An 18,730-nucleotide genomic window follows, 5' to 3' on the forward strand; every position below is an offset into this window, starting at 1 on the left:
TCAGCCAGTCTGGATACGATTCCCAAGAGGCCACGCTCCCGACGCTATCTCTTCGAGCAAAGCACGAACCAAGCGGACAGTGTTGTGGTAGTCTTCCAGCGATATGATCTGGGCGGGTGCGTGAATATACCGGACCGGAACCGAGATTCCGCCTCCAATCACCCCGGTTCCAGAACGATGGAGCGCCCCGAAATCGTTCGATCCGCCCTTTACCCGCCGGAACTGATACGGGATGTGGCGTTTCTCCGCAAGCGAGACCATGAACTGGAGAAACTTTTGATCTGCAATCGTGCGCCCGTCCTGCACGGTCAGGGCGGGGCCCGCTCCCATCACCGTCGACTGCCCGTGGCCCGGCGCGTCCACCACGTCAAAGCACACGGTTCCCTCGAGGGCTATCGCGATGTCTGGGCGAATTCGTTCTCCCACCACGGTGGCACCGCGCAAGCCTATTTCCTCTTGCACGGTGAAGGCTGCAATCAGGGGAACGGAAACGCTGGCTGCAAGCACGTCGAGCAAGATGGCGCATCCTATCCGGTCGTCAAACGACTTGGCCTTGGCGCAGCCCTCACCGATCTCACCATACCGGGTGGCAAACACGGCCACATCCCCTGGTTTCACCACCCGCAAGGCGTCGTCCCGATCCTTGGCGCCGATGTCTATGTACAACTCGTTCATCGACAGGGGACGCTTCCTCTCTTCCGCCTTCTGTAAATGAATCGGTTTGGAGCCAATCACTCCGTACCGTTTCTCCGCGCCGATACGCACCGGTTTGGAGACCAGGACGCGCGGATCGATACCGCCCAAGGCGCGAAACCGGAGCAGACCGCTCTCCTCCACGTGGACAATCATCAACCCGACTTCGTCCATGTGGGCATCCAGGAGAACGCGCGGGCCCGGAGCCGATGAGTTTTGCTCCACAATCAGATTTCCAAGCACGTCTGTGTACATCCGCTCCGCGTATGGACGCGCGGCTTCCCGAATCAGGTCGCGCACTTCGTCTTCAAACCCTGACGGCCCCATGGCTTCCGTGAGTTCTTTTAGTAACATGACAGACCCTCCACGTAGGCGATGTCCACGTTCGCGATGAAGTGCGCCAAGAGCCTTCCGCACTCCACGATGTCCTGGTAATCAGCCATCTCCACCGATGTGTGCATGTATCGGACCGCAACGCCGACCAAGCCAGTGGCCACGCCCTCGCGGGTAATTTGAATCGCCCTCGCGTCGGTGCCCGTCGGACCCTGAGTCAGCTCGACCTGGTACGGAATTCGGTGCTCTTCCGCGGTGTCGCGCAAGCGCTGAAACACTTTGGGATGAATGTTGGGACCAAAGGAAATGGCCGGGCCCTTGCCCATCTTGAAGCTCCTGTCCGGATCCTGGCCCGGGAACTCAGCGAAGGTGACATCAATCGCGATACCCACATCCGGCCGCCAGCCATAGGCGGCTGTCCCGGCGCCGCGGATCCCCACCTCTTCCTGCACCGTGGCCACCGCATAGACATCCGCCTCATGCCGCAGGGGACGCAAAAAACGCAGCGTCTCCAGGAGCACCGCCACGCTCGCGCGGTTATCGAGCGCCCTGCCAGCAAGCCGATCATGCAGCAATTCCATCGGATCGCGCGAGAGTGTGACGCGGTCGCCGACAGTCACCAGATCACGCACCGAGGACTCGGGCAACGCCAAATCCACGTACAGGTCTTCCAATGGCGGTGCGTGTTTCCGCTCGCGGGCGGTTGTCAGGTGAGGCGGCTTCGAGCCCACAATTCCCGGCAGGGCTCGCTTTCCATGGACAACAACTTCCTGTCCAATCAGTGTCCGGGCATCAAATCCCCCAGCTTGCCATACGCGCAAAAAGCCGCCTTTCTCGACTTTGGTCACGACCAACGCGATCTCGTCCATATGAGCGGCCAGTAGCACGCGCGGACGCTGCCGCTCACCTCCGCCCGGCAGCACCGCCGTCAAGTTTCCCATCGCGTCTCGCCGAATTTGTGAGGTGTAACGCAAAAACACTTGTTCAATTCGACGGGCCACGTCCTGCTCAAATCCGGGTCCGCCATGACCTTCGAGAATCCACAGCAGGTCCTCCCGATGGTTGTTGTCGGTCACTCCTTCACCCCTCGTTCCTTAGCCCGTCCATGGGCGTTCCGAGCGTCGCCCTGCGCAGGAAAGGCACTGCAATCCAGCATCTCAACTCAACTCATCTTATCAAACTGGTTTCTCAAGGGGCAATGATGCGGCCCACGCCCACAACGCATCGTCGCCGCCTTCACTCGTCCACAGGCGTCGCATATCCTTAGGAGGCTCCGCCTGCACCTGTTTGCGCGTATTGTCCACCGGGTGTGTCCAGGTCAGTTGATAGGCGTGCAATGCCTGCCTCGGAAACGCAATCGGCTCGTTCTTGGCGACGGGCAAGATACTGTAGTCCGCCGTATAATCCGCCTCTCCTACCAGTGGCATACCCATGGCTGCGCAATGCAGGCGGATTTGGTGGGTTCGTCCGGTCTCGAGGTGGAGCTGTAAAGCCGCCAGCCGACCGGCCTGCCCCACCACGCGGTAGTGAGTAATCGCCTGCTGCCCGTCAGCGGAAATGATACGGCGCGACGGACGGGACGGATTGGGACCAATCGGCAGCGAGATCGTCTGCCAGGGACCCGGGAAGGCTGACGAACAAGCCGCCTCCGTCAAGCCATAGACAATGGCAAAATAGGCCCGGTGCAGGGCGCCCGCGCGCAAAGCGATGTCAAACAAATGGTGACTGTGCGAGGTTTTTGCGAACATCAAAAGCCCGGAGGTATCCCTGTCCAAGCGGTGCACGCTGTGCGCCACCTGACCGTGCGGTTGCAGGTAATCCAACACCCCGGCCAAGAGGGAGCCGCTTCGCTCGTGGGCGCTTGGATGGACCAGGACGCCAGGAGGCTTATTGACGACCAGAATTTCCGCATCCTCGTAACGGATGTCCAAAGGCATGGGTTCAGGAACGAGGTTGGACGCTTCTGCCGGCAACTCTACCGTCAGCCAATCCCCTGCCTCAACCCGGTCAATCAGGCGAGCCGGCTGGCCGTTACGGTAGACTCCGCCCGATTTGATAAGCGCCCGTTGCAACCTCCGGGACATGCGAAGTTCATATTGTAGAACGGTTTTGATCATGTGTCCAGCGCGTTCCGGTCCGACACGAAGAGTGTACATAGGCAGTCCTTTCTGGTGAAGAGTTCTCGCTTCAACAGCACTTGCATTCCGCCAGGAAGGCGTTTATACTACACATTGTAGACAGCCGTGCGGATGTAGTTCAATTGGCAGAGCGTCAGCTTCCCAAGCTGAATGTTGCGGGTTCGAGTCCCGTCATCCGCTCCAGATCTTGAACATCCTTGTCCTGATAAGGATCCAGTACAGCAATGTGCTGGGTCTTTTACGTTTTTGAAACGGGCATCGGTAAGCGGTCTTCAGCCTTAGCCGAGAGAAAGACTTCAGCCTGATGCTTTGTTCATGTGCCCTGTTCGAGATCCGATCAACAACCTTTTTCAATCCGAGGTGGGACATAACTTGATTCCATATTAGGCAGGAAGGTCAATAAACCTCGTCAAGACTCTTCCTCGACGGTTCATGATGCACGCTATGCGTGAGCTAGCATTTTCGAGGAGGAACCAGGAACAAACACTGCGCTGTCCTGAATGGACGAACAAGGGCGTAGGAAGTCAAGTTAGAACAAAAATAAAGGCATCTTTGTATGCTTCTGCCAATATCTGTGACGTTTGAGCTCGTCAATTTGTGACCGCCGCTCTCATCAAAGCGAATGTCGCAACGTCCATAAGTTTGCCATCGACCCTGCTTTTTTTCCCATCAGGAGGCCGATAGACATGGCCACGATCGACTGCAATCTCCACAACATTTGAAACAGAAGTATGTGAGTTTCTCTATATGGATCTCTATATGGATACGGACTTTTGTTTTTTTAGATATATTTCGATTATTTCGCCTCTCATCCCAGGAAATGGCACGACCCACTATGAGAGCAGGACCATACCAATGCATTCGACTAGCTTGGGTGCACAATGTGGACAAGAGGCCAAGTCTGTTCCCATTTCTTTTTGGTGACCCGGTTTTCATAGATTCTTGCCTCGGCCGAATTTCGATTGCTAAACAAGGGAGTTGGCCTCACAATGAGGTCTACGAGATCGTGTACGCCCCAAGGTGCGGCTAATTGGATCCGGTTATCATCCAGTAATTGGACACCCATTGCGGTTGCAGTCTCAGGAAACTTGGACATAGCGTCGGTGGAAGAGACATACGGAGCCTGGCCATTTATCAGATGCATGCGGGCCTGATTTTTTACGGACCATGGAGCCCCGGGTAACAGATTTCGCAACTTCTCTTCCAACGACTTCTCAAAGGTCTCGTCGACATTCATCGGGTCATAATAAATCACATCTACATCCGGTAACGGGGTGCGATGGACGTATCCGTGCAACGTATCCCATACTTTTGAGCGGATGAAACCAGCACATACCCACCAATCTGGCAATTGCAATGCACGTGCCGCCACCAAGACGTCCATCATCCAGTCATCCGTAGAAATTAACTGACAAATGTCTTCTTCTGTTCGGATACTGTTCTTGTCCATGACTGAGTTGCTTCTTCTCCTCATAGACCATGGTTGTTAACCAATTACATGTTCGGTTCATTTGAGCGTCACCTAAAAACCTGGGGCTAGACTGTGTTGCTTATCCTCGGCCTTCAATCTGTCCAAGTAGCAACATCACACACCGATTTTCTGCCAACCGCACAACTGGCTCCGCCCTCACGTTTGACACCCGACAAGGCCCTTGTACTTGTGCACCCGTCAACATGAGAAAAAAAGGAATCAGTAACTCCTATGCTCGTCTCCATCCCTGGAGTTTACACATGTACATGATCTGCCCGACACCCGTTTCAACTATGCGTTTCTGTTCGCCACCATTCTCCCCGCAATGACACCCAGGTGACCATCGGATTTCCCTACTGCTTGTTAAAGAAGCTTTTCATCGTTTTCCCCTACGAATGGTGATAATGAAGAGTGAAGACGATCTCTCTTTATTTTTTATTTTATTGCTGCTCCCTCAGAGCCCCGACTCAAGTCTGTCAAGCCAATCGTTTACCAATGCCTCAAAGATGTTTGGTCGCTCAATTTGCAGGTTATGGCCAGCCATATCAAGTACAGCAAAAGTTGCTCTTAGATAATAGTCCATCAATCGCCACGCATCCTGAAACCCGACAACGTGATCCTGCCGGCCAGTAATGACTAGTGTTGGATGCTCAAATGGTGGTGAATTGCGATCGATGTCAAACGTAAATCCATAGCCGTTTTGGCGAATTTGATCTAAAAACTCGTGACTGGCACTTTTGGATGGAATCAAGATTTCCTCACGAAACTTCTCCCACTCCTGTTCACCTTGCAAGACTGCTATCGATTCAAACTCGGCAGCATCTTCTGCTGACAACCGGGACATCAAGGCCGGATCTTTCCTTAAAATCTGCGGCTCGGGCAAGACTCTTTCAGCCGGTTCAGCCACGATTACCGGGGCAAAGAGCAACAGCCCACGAACCAGATTTCTACGCAAATGAGCTATACCACGGGCAATCAGCGCTCCGTATGAATACCCACAAACCACGAAGCGTTCATTCGGAATGAGATGATCAAGAAAGTGTAAAACGGCTCCCAACATCTCGTCAGAGTTCCGGATGGAGTGCTGAGGCTCAGAACGCCCCATTCCCGGCAGATCTACATATATCCTCTTCCATCCCTTCCTTTTTTCGAATACAGGTTCCATACAGTGTAACATCGCCTGGTGGTCCAATGTCCAACCATGCAACATAACAACCGGATATCCGTCTCCAATCACCTTGTGATTGATTGGCACCTGATACACTTCCTTTCTGGCATCCTTTAAAAGAAATTTATAGTCACTTGTGGCTGCTCAGGATACAGGTACGCCGCACTCCACCGCACACAACAGCCACGGTTCTTTCGCATGGCTGGAAATTTCGTCCGAAATGACCTCAAACGCTTCCGGTGCATCGCTATGAATCCAGAATACAGCTAGTCCAATCGGCTCATGCACGGTAATCGCTTCAGCGATACATCGGCGCAGGATGTCTGACTCTCGGTAATCGACTGCAATTAAGTGAATCCTTCCCGGATCCGAACACGAGGAGAAGCTTCCCGGCCGCCTGCTGACGACAGAAACCGTGGGTCCTTGCTCAGCCAACCAAACCGTGACGCCCGATAGCATACCTGTGCCACCGACCACAAGCATGTGCATTCATTGCATCCCTTTCAAAATGCGTGGCCTTCCAAACTGCGCCAACCAGGACGCTCCGCACAACAGTGACATCGTCCCAATCACAATACCGACCATTGGAATCCCGAATCTCGAAAGAGCGAATCCCATGACGGCATACGACAACTGCATGACTCCGCCGTAGGTTGAACCGTGTAGGGCAAAGACCCTGCCTTGGACATCCGGACTGGTGCAGGTTTGTAACATGTAGGTATCAAGCGGAATAATAATCCCAGAACTCACACGCATCAATAAGAGCATCAAGGCACCCCAGGCGAAGAGGGTAAACTGGGTCATGGCGCCAAAGAAAAGGGCCTGTGTCAGATACGCCACACCGTACCAGATAACGGCTCGGCGATGATTCTTCCCGACAAACCGGTTTACCGCATACGCCCCAACCAACACCCCAATTCCATCGATCACGTACAACATTCCGATGCCGAGTCCGCCCATGTGATACACCTGCTGACCGAGCACCGGAATCAGGATATAATACCCGCCACCAGCAAGCCCCCAACTGATACCGATGAGAATGATGGCTCGAGCCACACGGTTGTAAAGCGCTTCGTCAAAGCCTGCCTTGAGGGACTGAAAATACGTTGTGCTACTTCGCCTCACATCGCCTGCCTCATCCCAATGGCAACGCAGGATGTGCAATGCTGACCACAGATACGATGCGGCGTTGATGATGAAACACACGATGGGTCCAACCGTTGCGGCAACTATTCCGCCACACGCCGCACCGACGATTTGAATTAACCCACTCGCTTGTGAGTCTAAACCATTAGCCGTCGCCAAATCAGTACGTGAAACGATGAGTGGCATTGCCGCATTGCGAGCAGGCAATCACCGCACGAACCAGATCGGTCACAACCAAAAATGGCTTCTTTGGAAACCGATCGACAAAGGGCCCCGCAAATGGCCCAAGGATGACAGCAGGTAGTGACCGACAGAGAAGAACGAGGCCCATCCATGCTGGTGAGTGCGTCAATGTCAACGTAACCTGCGCCAAAGCTACCTCGTTGAACCAGTTGCCAAATTGGCTGCCTACAGAGGCTAACCACAAGTTTCGATAGTTTTGATTGGCACATAGCAACTGTATCCCAGACATGAATGACCTTCTTTCCCGGCCATGTACTACTGCTCGGTCCCACGATGGCCATTAACCCTGTAGTTTGGACTTAACCCCTACTTTAACAACATTCGTATGTTTGAGCCGCCCCAAGCAATGCTTTTTGTTAAACCCTTCCAGTGACCAATCATTCAGACTGGAATGGAGACGGCGTTGATTATAGTACCGGATGTATTTGTCGACGGCTTCTATTCCTCAGTGTACATGTTGAATTCTTGGCCAGAAAGTCACTCGTCCTCCAAAATCCTGTCAAACGACTCGATGTGTGCGTTGAGATTTGGCGTTTTGGGAGGTATACGCTCATGTTCGATCCCCAGTTGTTCACAGGCTTTCTCAAAGGCAAGGCTGACAAAATGAGGACCATTGTCTGACCGAATGACGGGTCGTGGAGTATGTTTTCCAAATAAGCTCACGTCTCCATCACGCCGTTTTCAAGGCTTGTACCACATCGTGTGCTCGTCGGCCCCAGGGGCAAGCATCGCCCCTACAGGTGCTGTTAGCTCATCAAACACAGCGGTTGTTTATGGACAAAGTTTGTATCAACTTATGCATCTTTGATTGATCGGTTTTTCTCAACCGGTTCAAACGTATCTTCATGATTCTGCAGGCGTACGGCTCCTGAAATGGGGTGCTTCTGACAAACTATGTCACACAATCGTATGATCGATTAGAATATAGTTAATCCTCCCGTACAACTCGCAATTTTGATTGACGGGATTGGGGAAGGACGAATCCAAAAATGCACGTACTGGAAACCTCAATTCAAATTCGAGTTGCCAATTTTGATGACGGAATGCGGTTTTATCGAGCCTGGAGTTTAGGATAGACATCGAAGAGATTCAATCCCTTGAGGATGTACCAGTCAAGTGGTGTACACTTGAGGATCCGTAAGGAAATCGACTGCGCTTCTTTGAAGAAATCAAGGTAAGAGGGACAGATTATTGTATGTATGGAGGTGTCATCCATGCCCCAGATTCGACTGATCAACATCTACGTCAGTGACCTGGAACAAGCGAAGCTATGGTACTGCGAAATTCTTGGATTTGAATTGGCACAAGACTTGCCTCCGCTGGCCGCTCAGCTGAAACACGAAGGCATCATCCTTCTGCTACATAAAGCAGAGCGACCTACAGAAAGCACATTTTGGACGGATTCCATGGTAACACTTGCGATACCAACCGACGATATCAGGAAAGATATTGCAGAACTCCGCAACAAAAATGTCGAGCTTCTTCACGACGAACCCCAATATTCACCCTTTGGTGACTGGATTGCATTCAAGGACCCATTTGGGAATGTGTTAGAACTCGTACAGTTCGAGAGATGAACAGCACTGCATTAAAAATTGAAGGCATCGGTTCGCAGTATCGTCTACATCGGCTTCCAGGAGGGCGCAAGATTGTTTGTTAAAGCCTATCGGTATCGGCTTCGGCCAAACTGCTGGGATGAGTATGTGGCCATTCAGGCCCAAGCCAGCGCCGTGTATCGGCGGTTCATTGATTATCATGCTGTATATTTGCGCAACAATCAGGATCCCAATCAGATTACAGAACTTGACTTCTTTCCTGACGAAGAAAGTTACAACACCGCCATCAAATCGGTGAACAAGGAACCGCTCATCGACTCCCTGTTTGCCCGATTCAGAGATCTGCTGGCGGACGGTACAGAGATCGATGCGGAGGAGTACACGCGGATCCTGTTTGACCCTCGTTCAGGACCCATGTGATGTCGTTATATCCTGTACTCCGTGTTGTTCCCAATTCATTGCTGTCCCGATTGTATGAACGAAGTCACCGCAAGGATGCGCTGGTGGTATAACCAATATGTCATCTTCGTAAAGCTTAGGAATCGAACCCCGCTAAGATTGAAAAGCCCCCCTTCAATCAGAAGGGGGCTCCATGGGATCTGCTGTGTCACAACTCGCCACGACTAGGATCTCACTGATACAGGATGACCTTCAATGCATTCTCTTTCGCGGCATTTGCGAAGACATCGTACGCCTTCATGATATCGGAGAGTGGAAAACGGTGCGTGATAAGCAGCTTGGGCTCAATCTTTCCGGCAGCTACGGTTTTTAGCAGCATCGGTGTCGAATTGGTATCCACGAGTCCAGTGGTTAAAGTGATATTCTGAATCCACAGTTTCTCGAGGTGCAGATCCACGCTCTTTCCATGCACGCCCACGTTGGCAATGCGGCCGCCCGCAGCCACAACCTCCTGACAGATGTCGAACGTGGCTGGCACCCCGACCGCTTCAATGGCAACGTCTACACCCTTGCCGTTGGTCAGGTCCAGAACAGCTTGCACGGCGTTGTCACTGGAACTGTTGATGGTCTTCGTGGCCCCAAACTTCCGCGCGACCTCCAGTCGATTGTCATCCAGGTCAATCGCGATGATTTCAGCGGGAGAATAGAACTGAGCCGTAAGGAGTGCCGCCAACCCGACAGGCCCGGTGCCGACAAGTGCCACAGTATCTCCAGGCTGAACTTTCCCCTTCAGGACACCTACCTCAAATCCAGTGGGAAGGATATCACTTAGCATCACGAGCGCCTCTTCATCGGCGCCGTCTGGTATCGGATACAGACTGGTGTCGGCATATGGAATGCGGACATACTCGGCCTGTGTTCCATCGATGAGATGACCAAGAATCCACCCGCCGTCTTCACAATGAGAGTACATGCCTTTCCTGCAGTTGTCACACTTGGCGCAGGACGTAACGCAGGAAATCAAAACCTTGTCCCCAGCCTTGAAGTTATGAACGCCAGATCCGACTTCCTCAATAATGCCGACGCCTTCATGGCCAAGCGTCCGCCCCTCAACGACCGCGGGCACATCACCTTTCAAGATGTGTAGGTCCGTACCGCATATGGTGGTCTTCGTGATTCTAACAATCGCATCGGTGGGCGCTTGAATGGTCGGCACTGGCTTGTCCGCCCATTCCTTCTTTCCGGGACCACGATAGACAAGCGCCTTCAAATAAATCCCTCCTCAACTATGGAAAAACATGAATTTAACTCTTCAACATTATTATTATTTAGATGTTTGTATTTTAACATTCAAGGGCAAGCCATCACAAGATCATGATACGTTACACATTTTTCCAAGTTATAAGGCGAGCTATCCTGCTGGGAACTCCCTATTCTCCTGTCGATCTTTCGATGTAACTTGTGGGTAAAGTTTTGTCGCACGAAACCTCGACAGGATATCATAAGTCCGGTGTCATTGGCCCCACCTTCGCCAATGACCATGGCGGCCACGCATGCCGCCCTACCCATCCATAACTGTAGGGAAGAGACCTTGATTTATGATGAACGTCATGTGATAAGAATGTGTATACGGTATTATGCCTCGGCAACGACTGGGACTATATGATGGGTTTGCGCGGAAGGAATAGAGGAAAAATATGGAATGGTGTGCTGCTGCCCGACCTTATGCTGTCACCACGGGCCCACTTTTCTCAGCAGTCGGGACTCTGCCACATCCGCCGGCGCCGGGTATCGGACTCCCGGGCAGAGATCCACTCCGGCAGCCCAATACGCGTCCGCAACCAGCGTGCTGCAGATCACGGTGTCGTGCTCGTACCAGGGCAGCACCACGCCGAACACATACCGCACAAACTCCACACCCAGCAGCAGGTAGTCGTAATGCTGACCGATATGCTGTTTGGCAGCCAAGGCGATCCGAACGCGCTGGTCGGGCGTTAGGCTGTCGCAGCGAAACAGGTCAGCCTTGCCCAGGTACTTGGCGGGGTCTTGGTAGCCAACGCGGTGAAATCCCCGCGCCTCGACCAGCTCATCCGGGCCCGTGAACACGGCCACATGGCTGTAGGGGCTGTGCGTCACGTCTTCGATGGTACGGCTGAGTAAGTCTCTGGAGCGCACCAGGAGCAGATCGCCGATGAGCGGTCTGGCCATGGCCTCACCTCCTCAATGGAAATAAAAAATGCGCCTGGTCGGCGTTCAGGGAACTGTTATCAAATCAATTCGCTAAGAGTACGTTGCCGGTGTCCACAGGATGGTAGTTACGGCATCTACCGCGTGGTCGCTTGTTGCACCTGCCCGATCAGTGTTAACACCTGCTGGTACTGGGCGCTGAAGAATTTTGTAGCAGCCTGTTCCACCGTATGCAAATCATCCTGACTGGCCAAAGAACTGGGTCCCCATTGAAGGCATATTGTATCACATATTGTATGGGGAACATTGAAAGCTTGGATCAATCGCCTATCCTACGGGATATGTCGGAGAGGGTGAATGGTATGACAGTTCGAGGATATGCGAGCTGTCTGCGGTCGCATCTTTACGTCAGTACGACCAATGATTCGGGGGAGATGGCATGAGTAATAAGTTCGATTGTTTGCATCAATTGCTATCGTCCTTTGATAAAACTCATCGAAAACAGTCTACTCTCTTAGTCGGAATCGACGGTTGTGGAGGTTCAGGAAAGAGCACGTTAGCAAAGGAACTGCAACACGCTTATGATAACGTAACGATCGTTCATATGGATGATTTTTTCCTGCCTTCTAATCAAAGAGTAGATGCCCCTCCAAAGCAAAAACCAATAGGAGCAGATTTTGATTGGAAGCGGCTATTCAATCAAGTGCTGGAGCCCGTTAGCCAGGATAAAGAGGGAAGGTATCAGAGATACGATTGGGAAATGGATAATTTGGCTGAATGGCACATCGTCCCTATCGGTGGCATTGTTATTGTCGAAGGTGTCTATTCCCTCCGCAGGGAAATATCGTATAAATACGATATTTCAATTTGGGTTGATTGTCCCAGAGAAATTCGACTTTCGCGAGGTTTGGAACGTGACGGGGAAAAGGCTCGAGATATGTGGGAAAACAACTGGATGGTTTCTGAGGACATTTACGTGAAAGAACATAAACCTTACGAACGGGCAGACTTTATCGCTGTCGGGACAAAGTAGAGATTCAACAGAAGGCGGCCATTGTCACGGCCTTGTTATAGGCAATGTTGTTTCGCTTTCTTTGGTTATTGCACAAATAGGCACAATCACATGGAACTCCTAACAGCATGATGACCTAAAGCCAAAATCTTTCCGAAAAGAGCCTGGAGTCGTTCCACTTCGGTAAATCCCGGTGCTGAGATTATGTCCATGCCGGAACAGAACGAGACCAGGATCACGAGACGAACCGACGTGTTCTGGATGTCAATCCCATGCATATGGATTTCGACTGCTTCATCCTAAACGGAAATGTTTTGCCAACACGTCTCCACTACAGGTGTGCTACCGTGTCGCTCCTCGTTCCAAAATCCTCAAAACGACAAATCAACTATACCCTTGAAGCGTCTCTAGTGGTGCAAATGATACGGGACCGTGGTGATCACGACATCTTTATTTTTCAATAACCATGTCCGCAACAAAAATGCTGTCTGGTTGTGCAGGATATAGTGCCACCATCTCTTGGGGATAAATTGACCAATGTAAATGTTGATGTGATCCGGTTTCCCACCTTCCCACGTCTGTATCCGTTGAACAAAGCGAGACAAAGGTCCTAAAACTGACCGATATTCACTCTTTAGGGTGACAAGCCGGCAAGGCGCCCCCCATTCTTCCCACTTACGTTCCATCCTCTCAATGGACTCCTCGTCAAACCCCACGTATACGGCGATTACATCAGAGTTTAGGCTCTTGGCAAATTGCACTGTGTTCAGTACTACTCGATGTATGCCTGAAACCAATATCAAAGATACTACATGGTGTTTTCCTGGTCGCATGTTCTTCAGATCAATGCGCAATTCTTCAGCAATTTGGTCATAATGCCGACGAATAGCGATTTCCGCAATGACCAACGCCGGAAGAACGATGAGTACAATCCAAGCGCCGTCTAAGAATTTGGTTATCGCAAATATGATGGCAACAACAGCGGTGACAAATGCCCCGATGGTATTAATCGTTACCTTTATCCTCCACTTCGGGCCTTTAACCCTTATCCATCGACGTGTCAATCCGATTTGTGCAACTGTAAAGGCTACAAATACCCCAATCGCATACAAGGGAATCAGCGCATTCGTTTGGGCATGAAATGCCTCAATCAGTAAGGCGGATAACGCAGCCAACACAATCATTCCATTGGAGTACCCCAACCGGTCCCCGCGTATGCGCAAGGTTCGCGGAAAATAGTCGTCCGACGCTACCAAGGCAGCCAATTGTGGAAATCCAGTGAACGTCGAGTTGGCCGCGAGAATCAGAACTACAAACGTAGACCAAATGAGCAACTGGTAAATCACCCCGTGGCCAAAATACACGCCTGCCAACTGTGACAACATCGTGTTGTGCGGATCGACAGACACCCCTTTGACATATATATGATACGCAAACCCCAACAGAGTGACTCCGGTAAGCACTCCAAGCACAATATATGCCTTAATTGCTCCATTGCTTCGATCACGAAAGATTGGAACAGAATTAGATATTGTCTCCAATCCTGTCAAGGAGGAGCAAGCGGAACTGAACGCCTTCAGCGACAACAGCACAGTCAGGCCATGAGGTATCGTGCCAAACGGCGGAGTGCTGTTCTGAACAAATCCGTGGTGCAGTTCATCGACAAAACCGGTGATGATCAGAATCAGCATGAGCCCCATAAAGATAAAAGTTGGCCATGCGAACACAGTCGCCGATTCGGAGACACCACGAAGATTCACTAACAGAATGACAAATATACAAACGATCGACAGGGTAGTCTGATAAGGCAACAATCTTGGATACGCCGAGACCATGGCTTCAATACCCGCAGACACCGATACCGCAACAGTCAATATGTAATCGGTCAAGAGAGCACTGGCGGCCACAAGGGACATCCATGGTTTTCGGAAGTTATCCTTGGCGATAGCATAGGCACCGCCGCCACTGGGGTACGCAATCACACCCATGATGTATGAAGTGATCAAAACGGCAAGCAGGCATACGGCAGCAGCAGTAATCGGAATAATGAACCACTTGACGCCAGGACCTAAAGCGCTGAGTTCCGTGATCCCTGCCTCAGGACCATAAGCCACCGAAGAGTAGAGATCGGCCGCCAAAATAGGAAGGGCTATCCACCAAACAAGTTTGGTATGTGCTTGCTCAAGTTCCTTCGTCCGCATCGGACGACCAACAATCACCCGTTTAATGGTCCCGAAATTGGTGATTGCGTACCACAACGCAGCAATGGATAGCACAACCAAAATGGGATGAAGCCATTCATGGTGCATACGAGTGATCACTCCTCTCGGTTACGTGCCACAACACTGTGAGAACCTTTGTCTGAAGACTGGACCGTTGTATCTGAAAAGATTCACTCGCCTAACTCACCTAGTGTTTATATTCTGGGAATCAAGCCCCAAAAAAATGCAAAAACGGCTCCGGAAGAGCCGCTGAGACCTTTCCTGCTTCACGCGCAATAGTAACCCTGAGAAGGTAATCCTCTCATCTTCTCGCCAACACCCAATCGAATGCATTTCGGGCATCGAAGTTGGTTACACCCTCGATAAACGCGACATCAGCATCTCTGATATTATGGGGAATTGGCAAATCTTTTCTCCAATGGACTGCCATGCAGAACATGGACGCCTTTTTTGCAGCCTCAATTCCGTAACCGGAGTCCTCGACGACCAAGCAGTTTTGAGCCTTTACCCCTAACCGATGGGCTGCTTCATAAAATAAATCGGGGGCGGGTTTTCCTCGTGGTACCTGGTCAGCGGAAAGGATCACGTCAAAATAATGCGCCAAGCCTACACTCGGCAAAAGGTTATCGAGAACGATCCTTGATGATCCAGATGCTAGACTCAAAGAGTACCCATAGCTCATCAACAGTTCCATGAACTTCCTCATTTCCGGAAACACATAAGTGTGCTCCTTGGCGATCGCGATATAATAATGGTTCTTCTTCTCAATCAGAACATCAATGGATTCCCGGATCCCATATTTTTCAACCATGCGTTCCATCATTTCACGGGTACTCATTCCGATATACTGCCGCTTCACGGATTCGTCAAAGTCATGAATTCCATATTCGGCCAGTAATTTACGTTCTGCTTTCAAGTAAACGGGTTCGCTATCAATCAATGTGCCGTCCAAGTCGAAAATGACCGCTTCAATCCGTTGGTCCGCCATAACAGTATCTCCCTCAACGTAGAGTCATTTCAGACATGATGCTGCTATTGAATTATGCCTTATTCATACCGAAACACGGTTTTCGAGAACTCTAATTGGGCTATAAAATCCCATATTCGCTCATGCTCCGTCACTCTTGCACCCAAAATGCTTGACCCCGCTCCTAGAACTCGTTGTTCTGACGGTGCTCAACGTATTCAACAATTGCCCCATCTGGATGTTGGACACGCATATTTAAGCCAGTTGGGACTTCATTAGGACCTTCTAGAATTGTCGCTCCTTCTGAAACCAATGTGTCTCGAAAATCATGTATCGAGTCGACCAAAAATGTCATCTGTGTCAACTTCACTGTCTCCAAATTGTCCATAGGTCCCGCTATGAGGAGAACCGAGCCCACCTGCGCCAATTCCAGTCCCAGTTTAGGGTGTGTAAAACGCAAGCGACACTTTTCGCTAAAAAGACGTTCATAAAACATGATTTCTCCATCGAGTTTGCCTGCATCAAGATAAATTCGGCTTAAGGTTTTCAATACTTTCATCGACTCACTACCCTCCTATAGCCACAACCATCTTTGGAATTGTGGAGGTAATCACCACCGACTGGAACAGACAACCTCTTCGTTTCAGGAAACTCTGTCCAGATGGACACGGAATATCATACCCCATTACACCCACGGCCTCTATTCACGGGCACACCAAAAACGGCGGATAATTTAATTTATACAAAAACCGTTATAGCATTGATCCGTTTTCTCCTGGGCGGTGATGGAATTTCGAATGGTGCATCCACAAGCATGGCCATATGATACCGACACATTTGTAGTATATGGGATAATCATGCTCACGCATTTGTTCCCATCGGCTTGTAACAAGCATTGATGTAGCCAAAGAAAATGTCATAAAAAAATGACACATTCGATTGACTAGCTTTTAGATATCAAGTATAGTATCCGAACATGATAATAGTCCAAGTGGAGTATAAGACATCATGATTGATCTCTGCATGTCAGGTTTTCTACTCTCCTTGTCGCTATGCCTCGATTTAGGAATCGTAAATGTTGCTCTGATAAAGACTGGATTGGAGAGAGGCTTAGTTCCTTCGTTCTTGGTAGGTCTGGGTTCATCGTTCGGTGATCTGATTTACGCCGGACTTTCGATGGTAGGTATGTCCTTATTGATGCAACTTTCCGTGGTTCGATGGATCCTGTGGATTGGGGGAACCCTGGTTTTGTTATATCTGTCGTTGAACATGGTTCAGGAAACTGTTCGACCAAGGAACCTTCACGTTACCCCTGACGGTTTGGCGCGAAGTGACAATTCAAGGATAAAGCTATTCCTGACTGGAGTCGGTTTGGCATTATCATCTCCGTCTTCCATACTGTGGTTTGCTGCCGTAGGGGGAAGTGTCATCGCTGCAACAGCTCACCATTACCAGATTGATACTTTGGTTGCATTTTTTATTGCTTTCTTTTGTGCAGGAGTACTGTGGTCATTTGTCGTGGCCTACATAAGTGGTCAAGTTCGCAAGATCATGGGGACACAAGTGATACGCCTTCTTTCTCTCGTATCTGCGGTGTTGTTCATTTACTTTGCATGTCGGGTCTTCCTTAATGGGTTGCACACTTTACTGTAAATGTTAGGAAAACTGGTCATGTAAGTCCCGCAGTCAACTCCTATCGTTAGCACCGACAGCCATTCGTTCACTTAGTGAAGTACACCCTTTAAAGGGAAACATCGGCCGACTCGTGTCTTTCATTTACTGCGGTCCACGTCACGCTGATCGCCACATACAACAGGTACAAAAACGCTATCGCCCAGAACATTCCGGACGGGCCAAGCCACTTCATCGCCAGTCCTCCAATCGTCGGACCGACCATCAAACCGAAACCCAGGTTGGCCACCGCCAGCTGGTTAGCGAAAGGCAAGTTGGCTGGCTGAACAAGATCGCCAAGGTAGCCCAAGCTCAGACTAAACAACGTACCCAAGAAAGCCCCAACCACAAAGAACAAGGTGACAAATACAAGATTGGATCCAGAAGTCAATGGAAGAACGCCGAACAATACCGTCCCAACAGCAGAGCAACCTGTCAGCACGGTTCGCCTCCCGCATCGGTCACTCACATGGCCGAGCGGAAGCTGAAGCACGAGGCTGCCCAGGACGAAGGCCGCCAAGGAAGCCGAGACCACGCTGAAAGACACGTGAATGCGTGCAGCAAACAGCGGTAAGTCCCCATTCAATGCCGACTCCATGAATCCGAACACCAATGGCAAGGCCAATGCCGGCAGGGCGATTCGGTAAACCCGTGCGATTCCGATTGGCAGGCTTCGCGCCGCTGGCTGATGCTGAAGAGCGACTTTGGGCAAGCGTATGACCATCCCCAACGAGAGTGCAAAGGTCGCAGCAGCCAGAACAAACGGAAGCCAACGAGCCAAGGTGCCGGCCCCGAGAAACAAGGGACCAATCGCAAATCCGATACCAGCAGCCAAGCCATAAAACGCCATCTGTTTCCCCCGATGCTCGGGAGTTGTGAGGAGACCAATCCAAGACTGGGTTGCAAAATGAATTGAACCAAGGGATAAGCCAAAGATGAACCGAAACAGGAGCCACCACTTTGCATTCTCTACAATCACAAACATGCCGATGGATACGATGCCGCAAACGAGCGCCCATGTCACCAGCCTGCGCAGGCTCATACGCCTTGCAACCCGACCGACAAACACCATGGCGACAAGCAAGCCAAGGTACGTGTCGCTTGTGCTCAAGCTATTCAGGAGAGGAGTGAGGTGCCCGGCTTCCAAAGTGGCCATCCAGGGAATCATCAACCCTTGGCTGAACGTTACCGCCGTCACGGCGCAGGTGACGGCCATGAACGTGCGAGCGTGATTGTGGGGAACAATTCCGTGCATCAATCGCATCTTATGCTGCCTCCTCTACTCAGTTGCCGAACACTCAAGATGGCAGTCGATCCCCATCGTCTCTCGGACTTCCCGCATCGTCTCCTTCGCGATGGCTCCGGATCGCTCCACGCCCGCAAACAAATGGGACCTCAATTGCCTTGAGCTCAGCCAGCACAGGGGCATGTGACTCATTAAAGCGGCGGACAATTCTTCGGGTTTGCTCGATGTGCGGTAACTGGCCCTCTCCGACGGAAACCAACGTGGCCTTAGAATGGTAA

Annotated in this window: 17 protein-coding genes, 1 tRNA gene and 1 pseudogene; 5 read left to right on the forward strand and 14 right to left on the reverse strand. The window is 51.0% G+C overall.

Going from position 1 to position 18,730, the window contains the following annotated elements; all coding sequences use genetic code 11:
• The 3 genes from AK2_RS14145 to AK2_RS14155 all read right to left on the reverse strand — a co-directional run bounded on the left by AK2_RS14145 (nucleotide 1) and on the right by AK2_RS14155 (nucleotide 3,182).
• Nucleotides 1-1,047, reverse strand: a complete 1,047-nt coding sequence (locus tag AK2_RS14145) for a M42 family metallopeptidase (RefSeq protein WP_067935840.1) — start codon at nucleotides 1,045-1,047, stop codon at nucleotides 1-3.
• Nucleotides 1,038-2,102 (reverse strand): M42 family metallopeptidase, encoded by a 1,065-nt coding sequence (locus AK2_RS14150; protein ID WP_174521162.1) that lies wholly within the window; start codon nucleotides 2,100-2,102, stop codon nucleotides 1,038-1,040. The genes AK2_RS14145 and AK2_RS14150 overlap by 10 nt, the downstream gene beginning before the upstream one ends.
• 99 nt (nucleotides 2,103-2,201) lie before the next feature.
• Nucleotides 2,202-3,182 carry an RluA family pseudouridine synthase gene (locus AK2_RS14155; RefSeq protein ID WP_083521241.1) on the reverse strand — a complete coding sequence of 327 codons (981 nt, stop codon included), beginning with the start codon at nucleotides 3,180-3,182 and terminating at the stop codon, nucleotides 2,202-2,204.
• Nucleotides 3,183-3,271: 89 nt separating this feature from the next.
• Between AK2_RS14155 and AK2_RS14160 the strand changes: the two genes are divergently transcribed.
• A tRNA-Gly gene (locus AK2_RS14160) sits at nucleotides 3,272-3,347 on the forward strand.
• A gap of 682 nt (nucleotides 3,348-4,029) precedes the next feature.
• Here AK2_RS14160 and AK2_RS14165 read toward each other — a convergent pair.
• From AK2_RS14165 to AK2_RS14180, 4 genes and pseudogenes are all read right to left on the reverse strand, one after another.
• Complete coding sequence (locus AK2_RS14165; RefSeq protein WP_067935846.1) at nucleotides 4,030-4,614, reverse strand: nucleotidyltransferase family protein; 585 nt, start codon at nucleotides 4,612-4,614, stop codon at nucleotides 4,030-4,032.
• Nucleotides 4,615-5,089: 475 nt separating this feature from the next.
• The gene (locus AK2_RS14170) at nucleotides 5,090-5,890 is read right to left on the reverse strand and encodes an alpha/beta fold hydrolase (RefSeq protein ID WP_067935897.1); all 801 of its coding nucleotides are present in this window, start codon (nucleotides 5,888-5,890) and stop codon (nucleotides 5,090-5,092) included.
• 57 nt (nucleotides 5,891-5,947) lie between these two features.
• Nucleotides 5,948-6,292, reverse strand: coding sequence for a Rossmann-fold NAD(P)-binding domain-containing protein (locus AK2_RS14175; protein WP_067935850.1), 345 nt, complete (start codon nucleotides 6,290-6,292; stop codon nucleotides 5,948-5,950).
• A pseudogene (locus AK2_RS14180) lies at nucleotides 6,293-7,421 on the reverse strand (MFS transporter).
• Between the two features lie 985 nt (nucleotides 7,422-8,406).
• Here AK2_RS14180 and AK2_RS14185 point away from each other — a divergent pair.
• Both AK2_RS14185 and AK2_RS14190 read left to right on the forward strand, forming a co-directional pair.
• Nucleotides 8,407-8,769, forward strand: coding sequence for a VOC family protein (locus AK2_RS14185; protein WP_067935856.1), 363 nt, complete (start codon nucleotides 8,407-8,409; stop codon nucleotides 8,767-8,769).
• 72 nt (nucleotides 8,770-8,841) lie between these two features.
• Nucleotides 8,842-9,168, forward strand: a complete 327-nt coding sequence (locus tag AK2_RS14190; protein WP_067935859.1) for a hypothetical protein — start codon at nucleotides 8,842-8,844, stop codon at nucleotides 9,166-9,168.
• A gap of 211 nt (nucleotides 9,169-9,379) precedes the next feature.
• Here the strand turns inward: AK2_RS14190 and AK2_RS14195 are convergent, their stop codons facing one another.
• A complete protein-coding gene (locus AK2_RS14195; RefSeq protein WP_067935862.1) occupies nucleotides 9,380-10,417 on the reverse strand; it encodes a zinc-dependent alcohol dehydrogenase family protein in 1,038 nt (345 codons plus the stop codon).
• A 461-nt stretch (nucleotides 10,418-10,878) separates the two neighbouring features.
• On the reverse strand, nucleotides 10,879-11,355 hold the full coding sequence (locus AK2_RS14200; protein WP_067935865.1) for a C40 family peptidase: 477 nt from the start codon (nucleotides 11,353-11,355) through the stop codon (nucleotides 10,879-10,881).
• A 418-nt stretch (nucleotides 11,356-11,773) separates the two neighbouring features.
• Between AK2_RS14200 and AK2_RS14205 the strand changes: the two genes are divergently transcribed.
• Entirely contained in the window at nucleotides 11,774-12,367 is a 594-nt protein-coding gene (locus tag AK2_RS14205; RefSeq protein WP_067935868.1) for a uridine kinase family protein, read from the forward strand.
• 386 nt (nucleotides 12,368-12,753) lie between these two features.
• Here the strand turns inward: AK2_RS14205 and AK2_RS14210 are convergent, their stop codons facing one another.
• The 3 genes from AK2_RS14210 to AK2_RS14220 all read right to left on the reverse strand — a co-directional run bounded on the left by AK2_RS14210 (nucleotide 12,754) and on the right by AK2_RS14220 (nucleotide 16,094).
• The gene (locus AK2_RS14210; RefSeq protein ID WP_067935873.1) at nucleotides 12,754-14,655 is read right to left on the reverse strand and encodes an APC family permease; all 1,902 of its coding nucleotides are present in this window, start codon (nucleotides 14,653-14,655) and stop codon (nucleotides 12,754-12,756) included.
• A 214-nt stretch (nucleotides 14,656-14,869) separates the two neighbouring features.
• On the reverse strand, nucleotides 14,870-15,556 hold the full coding sequence (locus AK2_RS14215; RefSeq protein WP_067935876.1) for an HAD family hydrolase: 687 nt from the start codon (nucleotides 15,554-15,556) through the stop codon (nucleotides 14,870-14,872).
• Nucleotides 15,557-15,719: 163 nt separating this feature from the next.
• Nucleotides 15,720-16,094: a VOC family protein gene (locus AK2_RS14220; protein WP_067935879.1), complete on the reverse strand. Its 375-nt coding sequence runs from the start codon at nucleotides 16,092-16,094 to the stop codon at nucleotides 15,720-15,722.
• Nucleotides 16,095-16,543: 449 nt separating this feature from the next.
• Between AK2_RS14220 and AK2_RS14225 the strand changes: the two genes are divergently transcribed.
• A complete protein-coding gene (locus tag AK2_RS14225) occupies nucleotides 16,544-17,188 on the forward strand; it encodes a LysE family translocator (RefSeq protein WP_245632923.1) in 645 nt (214 codons plus the stop codon).
• A gap of 88 nt (nucleotides 17,189-17,276) precedes the next feature.
• Here AK2_RS14225 and AK2_RS14230 read toward each other — a convergent pair whose 3' ends face one another.
• Nucleotides 17,277-18,470 (reverse strand): MFS transporter, encoded by a 1,194-nt coding sequence (locus AK2_RS14230; protein ID WP_067935882.1) that lies wholly within the window; start codon nucleotides 18,468-18,470, stop codon nucleotides 17,277-17,279.
• Between the two features lie 15 nt (nucleotides 18,471-18,485).
• On the reverse strand, nucleotides 18,486-18,730 hold a 245-nt coding region (locus tag AK2_RS17315), incomplete at its 5' end, for a hypothetical protein (protein WP_217994710.1).

It is taken from the genome of Alicyclobacillus kakegawensis NBRC 103104, from assembly GCF_001552655.1.
Lineage (GTDB): Bacteria > Bacillota > Bacilli > Alicyclobacillales > Alicyclobacillaceae > Alicyclobacillus_G > Alicyclobacillus_G kakegawensis.

Coding starts and splice junctions, on each gene's coding strand:
- AK2_RS14145 (WP_067935840.1), bottom strand. CDS start 1,047: ATGTTACTAAAAGAACTCACGGAAGCCATGGGGCCGTCAGGGTTTGAA.
- AK2_RS14155 (WP_083521241.1), bottom strand. CDS start 3,182: ATGTACACTCTTCGTGTCGGACCGGAACGCGCTGGACACATGATCAAA.
- AK2_RS14165 (WP_067935846.1), bottom strand. CDS start 4,614: ATGGACAAGAACAGTATCCGAACAGAAGAAGACATTTGTCAGTTAATT.
- AK2_RS14175 (WP_067935850.1), bottom strand. CDS start 6,292: ATGCACATGCTTGTGGTCGGTGGCACAGGTATGCTATCGGGCGTCACG.
- AK2_RS14185 (WP_067935856.1), top strand. CDS start 8,407: ATGCCCCAGATTCGACTGATCAACATCTACGTCAGTGACCTGGAACAA.
- AK2_RS14200 (WP_067935865.1), bottom strand. CDS start 11,355: ATGGCCAGACCGCTCATCGGCGATCTGCTCCTGGTGCGCTCCAGAGAC.
- AK2_RS14205 (WP_067935868.1), top strand. CDS start 11,774: ATGAGTAATAAGTTCGATTGTTTGCATCAATTGCTATCGTCCTTTGAT.
- AK2_RS14210 (WP_067935873.1), bottom strand. CDS start 14,655: ATGCACCATGAATGGCTTCATCCCATTTTGGTTGTGCTATCCATTGCT.
- AK2_RS14215 (WP_067935876.1), bottom strand. CDS start 15,556: ATGGCGGACCAACGGATTGAAGCGGTCATTTTCGACTTGGACGGCACA.
- AK2_RS14220 (WP_067935879.1), bottom strand. CDS start 16,094: ATGAAAGTATTGAAAACCTTAAGCCGAATTTATCTTGATGCAGGCAAA.
- AK2_RS14225 (WP_245632923.1), top strand. CDS start 16,544: ATGATTGATCTCTGCATGTCAGGTTTTCTACTCTCCTTGTCGCTATGC.
- AK2_RS14230 (WP_067935882.1), bottom strand. CDS start 18,470: ATGCGATTGATGCACGGAATTGTTCCCCACAATCACGCTCGCACGTTC.